Origin of the sequence: Oceanobacillus aidingensis (genome assembly GCF_042654105.1) — a bacterium.
GTDB classification, from domain to species: domain Bacteria; phylum Bacillota; class Bacilli; order Bacillales; family Amphibacillaceae; genus Oceanobacillus; species Oceanobacillus oncorhynchi.
The window spans coordinates 1-14,478 of record NZ_JBHSFT010000009.1 but is presented as its reverse complement, the minus strand read 5'-3'; the positions used below and the strand labels follow the sequence as shown (position 1 = coordinate 14,478).

Sequence of the window (14,478 nt, the reverse complement as noted above, 5' to 3'; positions counted from 1 at the left end):
ATGTCAGTTAAGTACGGAATATTAACATTACTATATTCACAAAAAAATCACGGGTATGAATTAAAATTAGAACTAGAATCCCTTCTAGGAACGAAAGGGAAAATTAATGCTGGTCAAATTTATACGACTCTGGATCGTCTCATCCGTGATCAACTTGTCTTATCTGTAGGAATGGATGACCAAGAAAGAAAACTTTATGAAATAACTGCGGAAGGAAAAAAAGAATTGGAAAATTGGATGCTGGAACCAGTGCCCTATCATTCTACGAAAGACGACTTTCATTTTAAATGGAGCTGTGCTCGTAAGGTTGGTTTCGAACAGGAAAAGGAGATGCTCGAACAGCAAAAAGCGATGATAATGAAAAATGTCATGGAATTGACTAAATTAAAAACGGATTTTCTTTTGCAAGGAGACGAGAATAGGTATTTATTAATCACTGGTACTCTTTTACATTTAGAAGCAGATTTAAATTGGATTCATCAAGTGGAAAATCGGAATCAATCATAATTCTGGACAAATGTTTTCTCTTTAAGTACGTATCTCACAAAAGAAGGATGGCACAAACCAAGTCAAAAATAACCTGAAGTAAATTTAAGCTTGTTTTATCTATAATCAAGATTGATTGCAGAACAACACAGGTAGAAAATGATCAAACTTTATTTCAAATCTACAAAAGCTGGATTCAATAGTAATTCAGTCTTTTTGTACTCTGCAGCCCTCTTATGATAATATTATCATGGACAAAATAAAAAAGAAGCAGTATCGATGACTGCTTTAACATATAGGATAAGTATATAATGCCTTATCCATCCATAAATGAGAGGATTGAAATGGAGAAATGACTAATAATTTTTGGCGTGATTTACCACGACCGTTTTTTATATTGGCGCCGATGGAGGATGTAACGGATGTTGTTTTTCGTCACGTTGTAGCTGAAGCAGGCCGCCCGGATGTCTTTTTTACAGAGTTTACAAATACGGAGAGCTATTGTCATCCAGAGGGCATTTATAGTGTGCGCGGGCGTTTGACTTTTACCGAGGACGAACAGCCGATGGTTGCCCATATATGGGGGGACAAGCCGGATAATTTTCGTGAGATGAGCATTGGAATGGCGGAAATGGGCTATAAAGGCATAGACCTTAATATGGGATGTCCTGTGCCGAATGTGGCTTCCAAAGGAAAGGGAAGCGGATTGATTCTTCGTCCGGAAGTAGCAGCGGAGATCATCCAGGCTGCCAAAGCTGGCGGAATCCCTGTCAGTGTGAAAACGCGACTTGGTTATTCAAATATAGATGAATGGCGTGACTGGCTGAAGCACGTGTTTGAGCAGGATATAGCGAATCTTTCCATCCACCTGCGTACGAGAAAAGAAATGAGTAAGGTCGATGCGCACTGGGAATTGATTGGAGAAATCAAGAAGCTTCGTGATGAGATTGCACCTGATACGATGTTAACCATCAATGGAGATATACCGGACCGGGAAGCAGGCTTGAAGCTTGTTGAAGAATTTGGTGTCGATGGGGTGATGATTGGACGGGGAATTTTTAAAAATCCATTCGCATTCGAAAAAGAGCCGCGGGAGCACAGCAGTCAGGAATTGCTGGATTTGTTACGATTGCAGCTGGATCTGCATGATAAATATTCAGAGCAGGAGCCGCGCGCCTTCAAACCATTGCGCCGATTCTTTAAAATTTACGTGCGGGGATTCCGGGGAGCCGGTGAATTAAGAAATCAATTGATGCATACCGAAACAACGGATGAAGTTCGAAAGTTGCTGGACGCGTTTCATTTGGAAACAGAAGACGCAGTGACGGAACAGTAAAAGGGAGGCTATACCATGGCTAATCATCGTATCTACACAATGACTTTTGCAAGTGTATATCCGCATTATGTAAACAAAGCAGAGAGAAAAGACCGTACCAAAGAAGAAGTCGATGAGATTATTACTTGGCTGACAGGTTACAGTCAAGAAGAATTGGAAGCGCAAATTGAAAAAGAGGTAACCTTTGAGACTTTCTTTGCAGAAGCTCCGCGGATGAACGATTCCCGCTCCCTGATCAAAGGCGTCATTTGCGGTGTGCGTGTAGAGGATATAGAAGAGCCGCTGATGCAGGAAATCCGTTATTTGGATAAGCTTATTGATGAATTGGCAAAAGGGAAGAAGATGGAGAAGATATTGAGGGAATAAAGATTGAAATGGAGAGACACTGATTCAATGAAAGGAGAATCAGTGTCTTTGGTTTGTCAATAAAATGCTATTATAAATTGTATTAAGAGTTAATAGGTGTGCTAATGAAATCATTTTTTGTTAATAAAGAAGATACTCTCTTAAAATTCATAATTACAAATATATATTGACAACGCTTACAAACGGGTTTTTAATTGAAATTAAAGTTAATGAAAAAGAGATGAGAATTGGAGAAGGCTCACTAGATGGTCTGAATTAGAAAGGATCGGTTTTAGTGTATCTTTTTTTATTATTTTTATGAAGGAGGAAATGAATATGGGACTGCATGAGATATCATTTACGTCATTTAGTGAGCAGGATACGATTAAGGGGTGGATTTATACACCAATTCGTAAATCAAAAGGAATTATACAGCTGGTGCATGGATTCGGAGAGCATTCCAGAAGATATTTGCATATGATTTTAAGGTTAAATGAAGAAGGTTTTATTGTAGCTTGTGATGACCATATTGGTCATGGAAAAACAGCATTTGATTCTGGTAATTGGGAGAATTGGGGAGAGAAAGGATATATGACGATGGTGGAAGATGAACACCAATTACGTCGAATGGTACAAGAGAGATTCCCTCATCTGCCATTTTTCTTATTTGGTCATAGTATGGGTTCGATGATTGTTAGAAATTATCTAACTAAATATGGTGAAGGAGTGGAAGGTGCTATATTATGTGGCACATCGGGTGTTTTACCGACTGCCGCTGAGTTGAGTATAGAGTTGAAAAACCGAATTGATGCAGGTGAGGGGGACCAAGTGGATGCAGAGGCGCTGGGTAAGTTATTGGGCTGGATGACAGATCGGATAGATCAACCGAATACAGCGAATGATTGGATCAGTGGAGATCCGGATATTGTAGCTGATCATGCCAATGATCCATTTAATAACTTCACATCGCCTCCTAATATCCGGTCTTTATATGATTTTGTACAAATGATGGAGCAGATTGTTGGAACAGAGTGGGCAGAGAATGTCCCTATCTCCATAGCTATATATAATATTGCTGGTGATCAGGATCCAGTCGGTTTATATGGAGAAGGGGTTTATGCTGTATCCAATTGGTTAGCAGAGACAGGCCATACGGTAAAAACAAAACTGTACAGTGGTTATCGCCACGAAATTCACAACTATCGAGATATTCGAGAAGAAGTGGAAGATGGCATTGTCGATTTTATAGAAGGCGTAATAAATAAAGGAGTAATGTAAATATAACAATTAAAGTTGTTCAGCATTCTCGGTAGGTATATTGTCATAATATATTTCCGAGGTTAGAATGCCAGCGTTAAATAAAATGATTTTTCAAAGGATTATCTTATTTAACGCTTGCTTTTCGGCTTTTTTAATATCCTCTTTTATATAGCGCATCTTAATAAAAAGGCTTTACGCTATCTGCTTACTCTACCCATCAGTATTTTCCATATAAGTAATGGATACTTTTAAATTAGCATTTTTTTCGCGAATATGATCTAATAGTTCTTTATCATGCACTTCATTTTTCATACGGATAGCATAAGTATACAAAATCATTGTTCCGAGATTAGTAGTTTCAACCTGTCGTAATGAAGAACTTAGTGTATACTCAGCAAGTAGATCATGCATCAGATTTTCATAATTTAAGTTTTCCGGTACAGTTACCTTTAAAATTTGTGTATCTTTTCCTTTTCCATATTCAAATTTGTAAAGCAAGTAAAGTACTAAACAAGCAAATAAGGTAAGTATGATCGCTAAATCAAATCGAAAAAGCCCACATGTCATGCCTGCGCAAAGACCGAAGAAAATATACGCAATATCTTTCACATTGGTGACCGCACTTCTGAATCGAATCAGTGAAAAAATAGCAAATAGTCCAAATGCAACTCCGGCATTATCACTAACAACGTTCATAACGACAGAGACGATAATGCTCAAAATAATAATAGTGTGTACGAAGGATTGTGCATAACGTTCGCCTGTAAATGTGATTATGTAAACCTTCGTAATAACTAGGCTTAATAAAGTTGATATGACCAATGCAAGTAAAATCATATAAATGCTGGATGGTTCACTTGCTTGTAAATCGAATATTTTATTCATAAAATCCATTCTATATTCCTCCTGTTGATACAACTTCTCTTTCAATTTTACCTGGCAGTTGATTTCTCTGCAGCAATTCCATACTGGTACAGTATTTAGATGCACTTCGCTGTTCGCATTGAAGGGCCTGTAAAATACGGGTTAACCATAATGGAACACTATCATTTACTTTGACTTCCAATACAACTAGATTGCAATCAATAAAGTACTCTCCATCAGAACCGTGTTCCAGAAGCAAATCATCATTGCGACAGCGTAGATTAAAATCAAATGTAATACGCAACTCAGGGTTGTCTATTCCGTGAAGTGCATGGCGATCATAACTAACAACCATTTCCGGTTTTAGTCCGTATAATGTTCGAAAGTGATCAATTTCACGAAGTACTTGCGAATTAGATGTATGAAAGTCATTTAAATGTTTTTTATCTCCTTTTTCAAGATAGTGATATGCTTCTTTTAACGGAAGTAACATCCTTCGTTTGTTGACCACATTGTTATGTTTTTGCTTCATCTCAAAAAAAGCTGACTTCTCAATACCAGTTTCATTATAGGTGCGTAGGCGAAGTTTTTGCCGGAAAGCCAATTTATTCTTTGTTTCAAAATAAATTTTGTGATCATCGCTATCAAAATATAAGCTGCTGACAACATATCTTCCATCTACACCAAAATTATCTGACCGCATATAGGGCATTATTTGTTCCAGCAAGAGCGAATATTGTTCCAACGTAATCAGATATTTTTGCTCTCTTCTTTTGAAAATCTCTATTGCCAATTTTTTCACCTCCATTCCATACAACATCTTAAATGAAACGGATAAGATGATGATTACAATTTGATTAGAAAACGGTGAGAATATAAAATTTCATAATTCTTTACTGGAAAAGCTATTATACAGAAACGGTTTTATTCGGCTTTGGGAGGATTGGTACTTGGAGTCTTTAATTCAAATATTATCAGCTTACAAAATGAATGTTATTATTTAAAGATGTTGATTGAAGAGAGACAACCAAATGAAAATATGAATGAATGGATAAATGGTTTAAAATGACTGGGGATAGAGAGGATAGATGCCCAAGCAAACAGTACTTACATTATTTAAAAAAATGGGAAGTTGGTTAAACGTATCTAAATGAGCAGAACATTCCTTTAACCAGGAAAGGTGAATATGGATGCATCAACTATTCGCTAATTATCTCAACGTTAAAATCTGAGAAATGACGCATGATTGAATTGTTCTCTGTTCAACCATGCGTCATTAGAATATAATTATTTTTTTCGAGACTTGATAAATCCGTCCACAGCATCCCATACTAAACCGACAATAAACAGAATAAGGATCCAGAACGTGGATTGATTCCAAATCATGGTTACCGTATTAAATGTTTCAGAACCAGCCGTAACCACTCCGGCTTCTGCCAATTGATTCATAAATTCAGGATTCCAAAAATCAGGCCCGCTAATCATAAATAGTACTGCTGCCATCGATACGACATTTACAATTGTTGTATAAGCAGCTAACCTATACGTCCATTCCCCGGCGACGAGCTTCAGGCATTCTTTGATAATTCCAGATCCGAATATGAGAACAATAAACAATAAATAGGAGCCATAGGTCTGTTCATTTAAAAATGGAACAACACCGTTAAATTCATCCTGAAATACCCAAATTCCAAAGAACTCATTCGAAAAGGCGAGAAATACAATGATTATCGTGTAGAAAATAATTCCGATAATCGACTCACTGCGTTTGATTTGTCTCTTTTCATCTGGAATGGGCGGTAAGTCTGCAGGCTTCCATTCCTTCCCGATTAAATCTTTTTGTTTCATTCCACCGTACAGCTCACCGATAGCAAACAAAAATGTTGTCCAGCCGAAAGCCTGTGGAAGCTCTGTAACGGCAGAAACAATCATATCAATAAAATGATCTAAAATAGACATCGGCTCTAAAATAGTTTGGATGATAAATACAATACCTATCAAAGAACTTATAACAATGAGAACAATCTTAACTACTAAAATATAGGTATCAAAAAGCTCTGGGCCGATGATATATTTCTTTTTCCCTCGATATTTATCAGCTAATGACCTTGGACTGCCCAGCTCCAGCAGGATTTCTTCTACATCGTTTTCTCTTCTGTTCCCTTGCCTGGCTCGTTCCTCCAGCATATCCTCAATTAGCCCGCGCAGCTCAATGGCAATATCTTCACGCTGGGATTGAGGCAGCTTTTGCGTAACTGCATAAATATACCGGTTAATCGTCTCCATTTTCGTCACCCCTCTTATTTTCTATTACCTGATCCATGCTGGCAGCAATGTTCTTCCATTCAACAACCAGTAAATCAAAGACTTCTTTTCCTGTTTTACTCAGTACGTAATATTTCCTCGGTCTCGATTCATTCGTGTCCCATGTACTATCTAAGAGTCCCTGTTTTTCCAGTCTCCTCAGCAGTGGATATAATGTGCCAGGTTCAACGTGTATTCCTTTTTCGTGAAGCATTGTCACGAGAGAATAACCATACTGCGGCTCTGAGAGCTGGCTTAATGCACCTATTGTAATGGTTCCTCTTCTCAATTCCTGCATGATTTTATCTAAATGTTCATTTGCATCCGCCATGTTATCAACTCCTATTTTCATTATAGTGTATGACACACACTATTGTAAAATGCATATTAAAGTTTGATACAAAATATTTTATTATAGATAATCCCTTATGAACACTGATAAAAGGATGTTTCGTTTTAGAAGATGATTCCGAATTGCACGAAAAGTGATATATTGTAAGAAGATTTGGTATAATTTAATTAGACAAATTTGTATTATCATCCCCATTCAAAATAACAGAAAAATAGGAGGATACGCTTTGGAATTTAAAACAGACAGGTTACTTATTAGACCATTTAATGTGAACGATTTAGAGGATGTATTTCATATTTATCATAACGAAGCCACCTGTAAATATTTGTTGCATGAGAAGTGGACCGATGAAAATAAACAAGAGGAATTTCATAACAAGCTGGAGAATAATGTGCTTACAAAAGAAACTGCTTTAAATTTGGCAGTGGTAAGTGGCAATAAGGTGATTGGTGATTTATCTGTATGGTATACAGAGATGGAAGATACCGTTGAAATTGGTTACAGCTTTTCTCAAGAAGCTTCGGGAAAAGGCTATGCAACTGAAGCTGTGCGTGGTTTAGTGGAAAGATTGTTTACCTCATTTGATGTGCATCGTATCCAGGCAAATCTGGATGCGAGAAATGAAGCATCGCAAAAATTATGTGAGCGTATAGGGATGAGGAAAGAAGCGCATTTTATACAGGATTTTTGGAATAAGGGTGAATGGACAGATAGCATTGTGTACGGAATGCTTTATTCAGATTTAGATGAAAAGCAGGTTTGATAGTCCTTTTCATTTGGAGGAATAGACAAATTTTTGGTTACGGGAAGCAAGTATGAATAATCCGTTTGAAAAATTAGAAGAGAGGTGCTTTGATGGATAGTCCTATCCTCAAACAGATTGGAACTGTGTTTATCCCGGTAAGTGATATCGAAAAAGCAAGAGACTGGTATTGTGATATTTTAGGATTACATGCAGATGGAGAAATCCTTTTTGGTCATCTTTATGTTATCCCTATGAAGGGCACGGGAATTGTGTTGGATAGTAAAATTTACGCAAAGGATAAAATTTTTAAAACACCGGCATTTCACCTGAATACTAATAACATTGGAGAAGCATTTCAATATATGAGAAATAAAGGGGTGCATTTGCTTACAGAGATAGAGCATCATCATTATTTTAATTTTAAAGATCCGGACGGGAATATCCTGATGATTAGTGAGTGTTAATTCCAAAAAGCAAACTACCCTTTGAAAAGAGCGGTTTGCTTTATTTCTTTATATTGAAATGGTGCACCATAATCCGGTTCATTTTATAAATTTCAGGAGCTTTTTTTTACCGAAGCACAGTTGCCTGTTAATGCTGGTCTGTTTTCTGTGCTTATGCTGACTTAAAGCCTTTCATAATAACATTCACTAGGGAGCCGGCTGCTCCTGTGATTGCGCCTAGTACGATGCCGGTTGTGACGCTGCTGAAGAATGCAAATGTACGAGCAATACTATTTACTGCGGCTTGTGGCAGGTTACTTAAGTTACCGCCAAATTGAATAGGTGTTTCTATAGCAGTGTTCCAAAGAACTTGGTGAACGATTGCTAAAAATATCCCGTAGAAAAAACCAATGAGTAATAAAGATAAAAAGGGTTTTTCCACCTTTTTTAAAACAATAAACAGAATCCATATAATAATCGGTGCAAAGACCAAGATGCTGTTAATCCAACTTCCCTCCTCCACCATGGATAAATCGTGTAAAACGACGCGGGGAACGCCTAACAGAGAAAGCAATAGTAAAGTAAGCACCGGTATACCTAAATAATCATTTATTTTATGAATGGTCATCAAATAAGCTCCTTTCTATTTTGTTATCATACTTTTTTCGCTTACAATTCATATACTAAGAGTAATATCTTAAAGAAATCTAAATCATTTATTAAATTTTTATTAAAAGAACGGGTAATAAAATAAGGCGTTTATTTTTAGTTTGAATAGAGGAGGGATAGGATGATTATCGGAGGTTTGACGTGTTTGGGAATCGGTGTTGGTTTATTTACAGGAAATGTTGCTGCGGGAACCATGATAGGAATAGGACTGGGCTTGGTGGGAGAAGCGCTATTTCATAGATACGGAAGGCAATCAGAATAGGAAAAGGCGTAATAAAAGAGATTGTATATACAAAAAGCAAAGGAATCCAGACTAGAAACTCCTTTGCTTTTTTGAATTAATTCGTACTTCTGCTATTTCGCGGGCTTGGATGGGACTGGCTGCGTTTGTTTTTCCAAACACGGTCGTTGTTCTTCGTTCCTGGAAACTTTTCCCCAGCTTTCATCGAAACCTGCTGCGGGTCTTCTACATTGCTGCCTGTTTCACCAACTTCAATATAGATCCCGTTATTGGGAGCCTTTTCTCCACCCTTGAACTGACTGATTTCACCCATCATAGATACCTCCTTCAGGCATTTCAAGCTTATTATGCGGAAATATGAATGTATCTATGAATGGAAAATTTAACAATGTACGCTCTTTTTCTGGAGTGCAGCGATGGTGTTGCAGAGGAAATTAACGGAAAAATTTGCTGCTGGGGAGAACAAAAAGGCTTCTTTCGATTCACCACAGATTCCATGGAAATTTATTTGGCGGCTGAGATTGTACTTTTATTTCTTCTTTTTTAGTAGGATGTTCTACGGCAAGTGTTTCTGACCATAAAGCAATCTGTTCGCCAGTCTGGTTCCATTTTTCTCCGTATTTTTGATCGCCGTAAAGCGGCAAATTGCGGGAGGAGAGCTGTACACGAATTTGATGCGGTCTGCCGGTGTGCAGTTTAATGGAAAGGAGGCTTAAATTTTTTTTGCTCCCAATTACTTCATACTCTAACTTCGCTTTTTTGGCATCTTTATGATTTGCGTGCGTTGTATATACCTTGTTTTCATGTTTATCTTTGACTAAATGATCTTCTAATAAAGCTTGCTTTTTATCAGGCACTCCCCGCACAACTGCCAAATATTTCTTTTCTACATCCTGCCGGCGAATGGCATCAGATAGACGGGAGGCTGCTTTAGATGTTTTCGAAAATACCATGACACCTCCTGCAGGGCGATCCAGGCGATGAACCAGCGCCAGGTAAACATTGCCTGGTTTTTGATAACGTATTTTTATATCCTCCTTCAAGAAATTCAGCAAATCCTGATCCTTTGACTGGTCCTCCTGTACAGGTACATTGACAGGCTTTTCTACAAAAAGTAAATGATTATCCTCATAAAGGATTGGAACATTCATGGGTAATATCTCCTTTATTTCAATACTGAGGCAATGATAACACAGCAGTTTTTTTTATCAAGGGGTCGGGCATGATAGGATGAGTAAAAGCTGATATGTTATAATGATGAATACGTTTTCAATATGTGTAGGATGGAGACAATTTATGAACAAAATGGAGGGTTACTTGTGGGTAATAAGAAATGGATGGAAAAGGCAGTGGAAATTGCCCTGGAAAGTGCAGTTGCGGGCGGCGGTCCATTTGGAGCATTGTTGTAAAGGGTGGAGAAATTATCAGTACGGGAAATAATCAAGTCACAGCAGCGAATGATCCCACAGCTCATGCAGAGGTGCAGGCGATTCGGGAAGCGTGCCAGAAACTGGGCAGTTTCCAATTAACGGATTGTGAAATCTATACCAGCTGTGAGCCATGTCCCATGTGTATTGGCGCCATTTATTGGGCCAGGCCAGAGGCGGTTTATTATGCGGCTTCTAAAACAGAAGCTGCAGAAGCAGGGTTTGATGATTATTTTATTTATGAGCAAATTGCACTTCCTGTAGAAGAGCGTGATATCGAGATGATGCAGGTTCGCCCGGATAAGTACGATAAACCATTTCAAATCTGGAAAGACGCTGAGAATAGAATGGACTATTAAACCAGATAAGGAACAAACAGTGATGATTATAAGATGGATGCAAAAGGCTTGTATATAAAGCTTCCCGATATAATAAATCAATCGTTTGTTTGATTTTTAAATGTGCCGGATTCTTCACAAATTAGGGATGATTGTAGCGGTAATGCATGATTAGAAGGTTTTGATTGTACCAGCATATGGCTTGTTTATATCTGCGATTATGGTATATTGAGAAGCCAAAGAGATTTCATTTGGGAAAATAAAAGACACCCATGTGCAGGAGGCTATAAGTTGGAAGAGAATGTATTCAATCGAATGGCAAAAAAATATGACACAGAAGAACGAATAGAGCTGGCAACGGTGATAGCCGATGAGATAAAGAAAAGCATAGCTGAGAAGCAATATCACTCCATATTGGATTATGGCGGTGGAACGGGATTAGTGGCTTTTCAACTGGCTGACCGCTTTGAGAAGGGATGGATTGTGGATGCTTCGGAGGAAATGATTCAAGTTGCGCAAGCTAAAATAGAACAGCAGCAATTAAAGCATTTTAAAGCGATGGAATTTAATTTAGCAGAAGAAGATAACTTGGATGTGTATGCAGATATCATCATCCTATCGTTGGTTTTGCTGCATGTGCCAGATATAGAAACACTTCTGCAAAAATTAAGTACGCGCCTAAACCCAAATGGAATACTTATTATTGCCGATTTTGATAAAAATGAAAAGATACAGCATCCCAAAGTGCATAATGGCTTCACAGAAGCAGAAATAAATCAAGCATTGAATCACGCAGGTCTTCGAGATACAGAAATGCATACATTTCATCATGGAAGCAATATTTTCATGAATCAGGACGCTTCATTATTTATTGCGACGGGTAAAAAGTAAATTTAAAAAGGGCAATGAGAATAGTATCTCGCTGCCCTTTATTCAGCTGTATGATGAAAAATTAAATAAATGAAATCATTACGTTTTTAAAGTGTAGCTCTCACGGCAGTTTTATTCTTCCGGTTAGCTGCTCTGGATGAACCAATCAATATCGCAATCCCCATAATCAAAAGAAAGATACCCAGCCAGGCAGTCGTATTTAAGCTCTCTCCTAACAGAAATACCCCTAATAATGCTGCTGTTAACGGCTCTGCTAAAGCAAGAGTAACCGCAGTCGAAGAAGAAACGTTAGCCAACCCTTTGGCGAAAAGAAAATAGGCTATGCCTGTAGCTACAACACCTAGTTGAATACTGACGCCGATACCCTGCAAGCTCGCCACCCATGACATATCAAAAATAAATAGGAATGGAGCTAAGAAAATCGCACTTATTGTAAAAATGATTGCAACCACGTTTAAGGAAGAGAATTTTTGAACCATATCTCTGCTTGCGAGGGTGTAGCTGGCAAAGGTAAGTCCTGCACCTAAAGCCATCACGACACCGACTGGATCAACATACGTGGATTCTCTGTTGGTAAATAACAGGATACAGCCGGAAATGGAGAGGAAAGTAGACACCCACCAAATTTTTGACGGACGAGCTTTAAAAAATATCCATTCCAGAAGCCCTGATAAAATTGGCGCGCTCCCGATGGCTACAACGGTTCCGATAGCTACGCCAGTGACGGTGACAGCGGTAAAAAATAACGGCTGATATAAAGCCATGCTTAAAGCAGCTAACACCGTAGCTTTGATGGGCCAATTTTTTAGTTCAAATTTGCCGAATAGAAGGACAAGTGATAATAAAAAGAGTCCTCCTACTGCTAAACGAATCGTCCCAATCGCAATAGGATGGGCATTTTCTGGTGCAAAAGCCTGTGCTGTCCCAGTTGTTCCCCAAAGTACAGCAGCAAAAAGAATAAGAAAGGCAGAAAGTTTTCCTTGCATCGATTTCACTCCGAAATAAAAGAATATATACCCATCATAGATAAAGACTGTTCTTTTTTCTATACTGAGTTTCATATACTTTTTACCTTCTTTAAAGAAATCTATATTTGTTTGGCGCCATTCCTTTATGTTTAGCAAACCATCTTGTAAAGGAAGAGGCATTCTCGAAGCCTAATTCCTCGCTAATTCGGGATATGGACAATCTGGTTGAAAGCAATAAATGCTCCGCCTCCTGTAAACGCAGGTCTAAAATGTAGGCTTGCGGGCTTTTGCCAGTTCTTTTCTTAAACCATTCCGAGTAATAAACAGGGTGATAATGCTCTATTTTTGCCAGCGTTTCCAATCGAATCGGCTCCTTAAAATGGTTGTGAATATAGTCTATGGAAGGAGGATTGGAAGTCTGCAGTTTTTTGGTTACATAGCGGGTCAAATCGGTTAAGGCAGAGATATTGTCCTTTGCGTCCGCCTCTTCCAATAGTAAATACCGGATTGCATTCCATTGTTTATCCAGTTTGATATGCATACTTTCCGTATCACTGGGCAAATATCGCAGCGGTATATCCAATATTAGAAATTCATTTCTGTCAATAGAGCGGTAATGATGCTGGAAGTTTGGCGGCAGATAGAATCCGCAATCCGCTTTCAGATGAAGTTCCTGTTGATTTGTTTGGATATCCAGGGAGCCTTGTAAAGAGAAAAGAAACTGTCCGAAGGCATGCTGATGCGAATGAAATTCTTTTGAATAGGTTCTTTTTTCACAGATGATCTGGCTGTTTCTTTCCATTTTATTTTCTCCCTTCAGAGTTAAATTTAAAATATCTTACCATTAATTTATCAAAAAAAGGAGAGAAAACTCTCTCTTCAAGCACGCAGAGGTAAGGGGGAGATGAATCTCCCATGTACAAAAGATTGCTTTGGAGTGTCTCGACTGTCCAATACCAAGTCGAACAAATGTTCCGAAACCGTCCTTTTTCTGATATAATAGACAGGAGGAGGTTAGAAGCTATGAAAATAACAAAAGCATTTCGTTTTCGTATCTACCCAAACAAAAAACAGATCATATTCATCCATAAGACAATCGGCTGCTCCCGCTTTGTCTACAACTATTTTACAGGAAATCAAAAAGAAAAAGACCACTATTGGCATACGGTGAATGAAATGGTACAAAACGGACAGCTTCTTCAAAATAATTGGAAGGGCGAATTTTTCAATAAAAATAAGGCAATCAAAGCAGTTCGGGAATTGAAGAAAACTTATCCCTTCCTCAAAGAAGTTGATAGCATTGCCCTTCAAAAAGCCGTTGAAAACGTGAACGATTCCTATACACGTTATTACAAGAAACAGAACAAGGCTCCTCGTTTTAAATCAAAGAAGAACCCTATTCAATCGTATACAACCAAACATGTCAATGGAAATATTGCTGTATTGGATAAACATATCAAACTGCCCAAACTCGGGCTTGTCCGTTTTGCCAAAAGTCGGGAAGTGGAAGGGCGTATTATCAATGTAACAGTTAGGCGCAACGCATCAGGAAAATACTTTGTTTCGATTGTAGCTGAAACGGAAATTAAATACGATGAAAAGACAGGTTCCTCTGTAGGCGTCGATGTCGGATTAACCGATTTTGCAACCCTTTCTGATGGAACGGTGTATGAAAATCCAAGATTCTTCCGGAAATTAGAAGAGAAATTGGCAAAAGCGCAAGTGATTCTGTCCAGAAGACAAACAGACTCAGCAAATTGGCAGAAACAAAAACGAAAAGTAGCTCGGCTTCACGAAAAAATTGCTAAT

At 38.2% G+C, this 14,478-nt stretch carries 19 protein-coding genes; 10 read left to right on the top strand and 9 right to left on the bottom strand.

Annotated features, from left to right (window positions below; genetic code table 11):
• The 4 genes from ACFO3P_RS06520 (at position 1) to ACFO3P_RS06505 (ending at position 3,445) form a co-directional block, all read left to right on the top strand.
• Entirely contained in the window at positions 1-507 is a 507-nt protein-coding gene (locus ACFO3P_RS06520) for a PadR family transcriptional regulator (protein ID WP_042531123.1), read from the top strand.
• 331 nt (positions 508-838) lie between these two features.
• Positions 839-1,822 (top strand): tRNA dihydrouridine synthase, encoded by a 984-nt coding sequence (locus ACFO3P_RS06515; RefSeq protein WP_042531124.1) that lies wholly within the window; start codon positions 839-841, stop codon positions 1,820-1,822.
• 15 nt (positions 1,823-1,837) lie between these two features.
• A complete protein-coding gene (locus ACFO3P_RS06510) occupies positions 1,838-2,188 on the top strand; it encodes a DUF2200 domain-containing protein (RefSeq protein WP_256705538.1) in 351 nt (116 codons plus the stop codon).
• A 315-nt stretch (positions 2,189-2,503) separates the two neighbouring features.
• Positions 2,504-3,445 (top strand): alpha/beta fold hydrolase, encoded by a 942-nt coding sequence (locus tag ACFO3P_RS06505; RefSeq protein ID WP_042531128.1) that lies wholly within the window; start codon positions 2,504-2,506, stop codon positions 3,443-3,445.
• A 192-nt stretch (positions 3,446-3,637) separates the two neighbouring features.
• Here ACFO3P_RS06505 and ACFO3P_RS06500 read toward each other — a convergent pair whose 3' ends face one another.
• The 4 genes from ACFO3P_RS06500 to ACFO3P_RS06485 all read right to left on the bottom strand — a co-directional run bounded on the left by ACFO3P_RS06500 (position 3,638) and on the right by ACFO3P_RS06485 (position 6,926).
• Positions 3,638-4,321 carry a DUF4956 domain-containing protein gene (locus ACFO3P_RS06500; protein ID WP_139089043.1) on the bottom strand — a complete coding sequence of 228 codons (684 nt, stop codon included), beginning with the start codon at positions 4,319-4,321 and terminating at the stop codon, positions 3,638-3,640.
• A gap of 1 nt (position 4,322) precedes the next feature.
• Positions 4,323-5,084, bottom strand: a complete 762-nt coding sequence (locus ACFO3P_RS06495; protein WP_289585451.1) for a polyphosphate polymerase domain-containing protein — start codon at positions 5,082-5,084, stop codon at positions 4,323-4,325.
• A gap of 494 nt (positions 5,085-5,578) precedes the next feature.
• On the bottom strand, positions 5,579-6,577 hold the full coding sequence (locus ACFO3P_RS06490) for an HAAS signaling domain-containing protein (protein ID WP_289585452.1): 999 nt from the start codon (positions 6,575-6,577) through the stop codon (positions 5,579-5,581).
• Complete coding sequence (locus ACFO3P_RS06485; protein WP_042531134.1) at positions 6,564-6,926, bottom strand: PadR family transcriptional regulator; 363 nt, start codon at positions 6,924-6,926, stop codon at positions 6,564-6,566. The genes ACFO3P_RS06490 and ACFO3P_RS06485 overlap by 14 nt, the downstream gene beginning before the upstream one ends.
• 247 nt (positions 6,927-7,173) lie before the next feature.
• Here ACFO3P_RS06485 and ACFO3P_RS06480 point away from each other — a divergent pair, with 247 nt between their 5' ends.
• A complete protein-coding gene (locus ACFO3P_RS06480) occupies positions 7,174-7,710 on the top strand; it encodes a GNAT family N-acetyltransferase (protein ID WP_193062440.1) in 537 nt (178 codons plus the stop codon).
• A 92-nt stretch (positions 7,711-7,802) separates the two neighbouring features.
• Positions 7,803-8,156 carry a VOC family protein gene (locus ACFO3P_RS06475; RefSeq protein WP_289585453.1) on the top strand — a complete coding sequence of 118 codons (354 nt, stop codon included), beginning with the start codon at positions 7,803-7,805 and terminating at the stop codon, positions 8,154-8,156.
• 151 nt (positions 8,157-8,307) lie between these two features.
• On the opposite strand, the gene ACFO3P_RS06470 is transcribed toward ACFO3P_RS06475, so the two are convergent.
• A complete protein-coding gene (locus ACFO3P_RS06470) occupies positions 8,308-8,763 on the bottom strand; it encodes a hypothetical protein (protein WP_193062444.1) in 456 nt (151 codons plus the stop codon).
• Positions 8,764-8,925: 162 nt separating this feature from the next.
• Between ACFO3P_RS06470 and ACFO3P_RS06465 the strand changes: the two genes are divergently transcribed.
• On the top strand, positions 8,926-9,066 hold the full coding sequence (locus ACFO3P_RS06465; RefSeq protein ID WP_175297021.1) for a hypothetical protein: 141 nt from the start codon (positions 8,926-8,928) through the stop codon (positions 9,064-9,066).
• A gap of 76 nt (positions 9,067-9,142) precedes the next feature.
• Here ACFO3P_RS06465 and ACFO3P_RS06460 read toward each other — a convergent pair whose 3' ends face one another.
• A complete protein-coding gene (locus tag ACFO3P_RS06460; RefSeq protein ID WP_042531142.1) occupies positions 9,143-9,358 on the bottom strand; it encodes a YjzC family protein in 216 nt (71 codons plus the stop codon).
• A gap of 169 nt (positions 9,359-9,527) precedes the next feature.
• Positions 9,528-10,196, bottom strand: coding sequence for an RluA family pseudouridine synthase (locus tag ACFO3P_RS06455; RefSeq protein ID WP_042531144.1), 669 nt, complete (start codon positions 10,194-10,196; stop codon positions 9,528-9,530).
• Positions 10,197-10,378: 182 nt separating this feature from the next.
• Here ACFO3P_RS06455 and ACFO3P_RS06450 point away from each other — a divergent pair, with 182 nt between their 5' ends.
• Together ACFO3P_RS06450 and ACFO3P_RS06445 are read left to right on the top strand one after the other, a co-directional pair.
• Entirely contained in the window at positions 10,379-10,831 is a 453-nt protein-coding gene (locus tag ACFO3P_RS06450) for a nucleoside deaminase (protein WP_379542307.1), read from the top strand.
• Positions 10,832-11,101: 270 nt separating this feature from the next.
• The gene (locus tag ACFO3P_RS06445; protein ID WP_289585454.1) at positions 11,102-11,701 is read left to right on the top strand and encodes a class I SAM-dependent methyltransferase; all 600 of its coding nucleotides are present in this window, start codon (positions 11,102-11,104) and stop codon (positions 11,699-11,701) included.
• 86 nt (positions 11,702-11,787) lie between these two features.
• Here ACFO3P_RS06445 and ACFO3P_RS06440 read toward each other — a convergent pair whose 3' ends face one another.
• Entirely contained in the window at positions 11,788-12,687 is a 900-nt protein-coding gene (locus tag ACFO3P_RS06440) for an EamA family transporter (RefSeq protein WP_289585455.1), read from the bottom strand.
• A 91-nt stretch (positions 12,688-12,778) separates the two neighbouring features.
• Entirely contained in the window at positions 12,779-13,471 is a 693-nt protein-coding gene (locus tag ACFO3P_RS06435; RefSeq protein ID WP_042531150.1) for a helix-turn-helix transcriptional regulator, read from the bottom strand.
• Between the two features lie 221 nt (positions 13,472-13,692).
• Between ACFO3P_RS06435 and ACFO3P_RS06430 the strand changes: the two genes are divergently transcribed.
• The coding region (locus ACFO3P_RS06430) for an RNA-guided endonuclease TnpB family protein (protein WP_379542306.1) at positions 13,693-14,478 on the top strand (786 nt) is incomplete at its 3' end.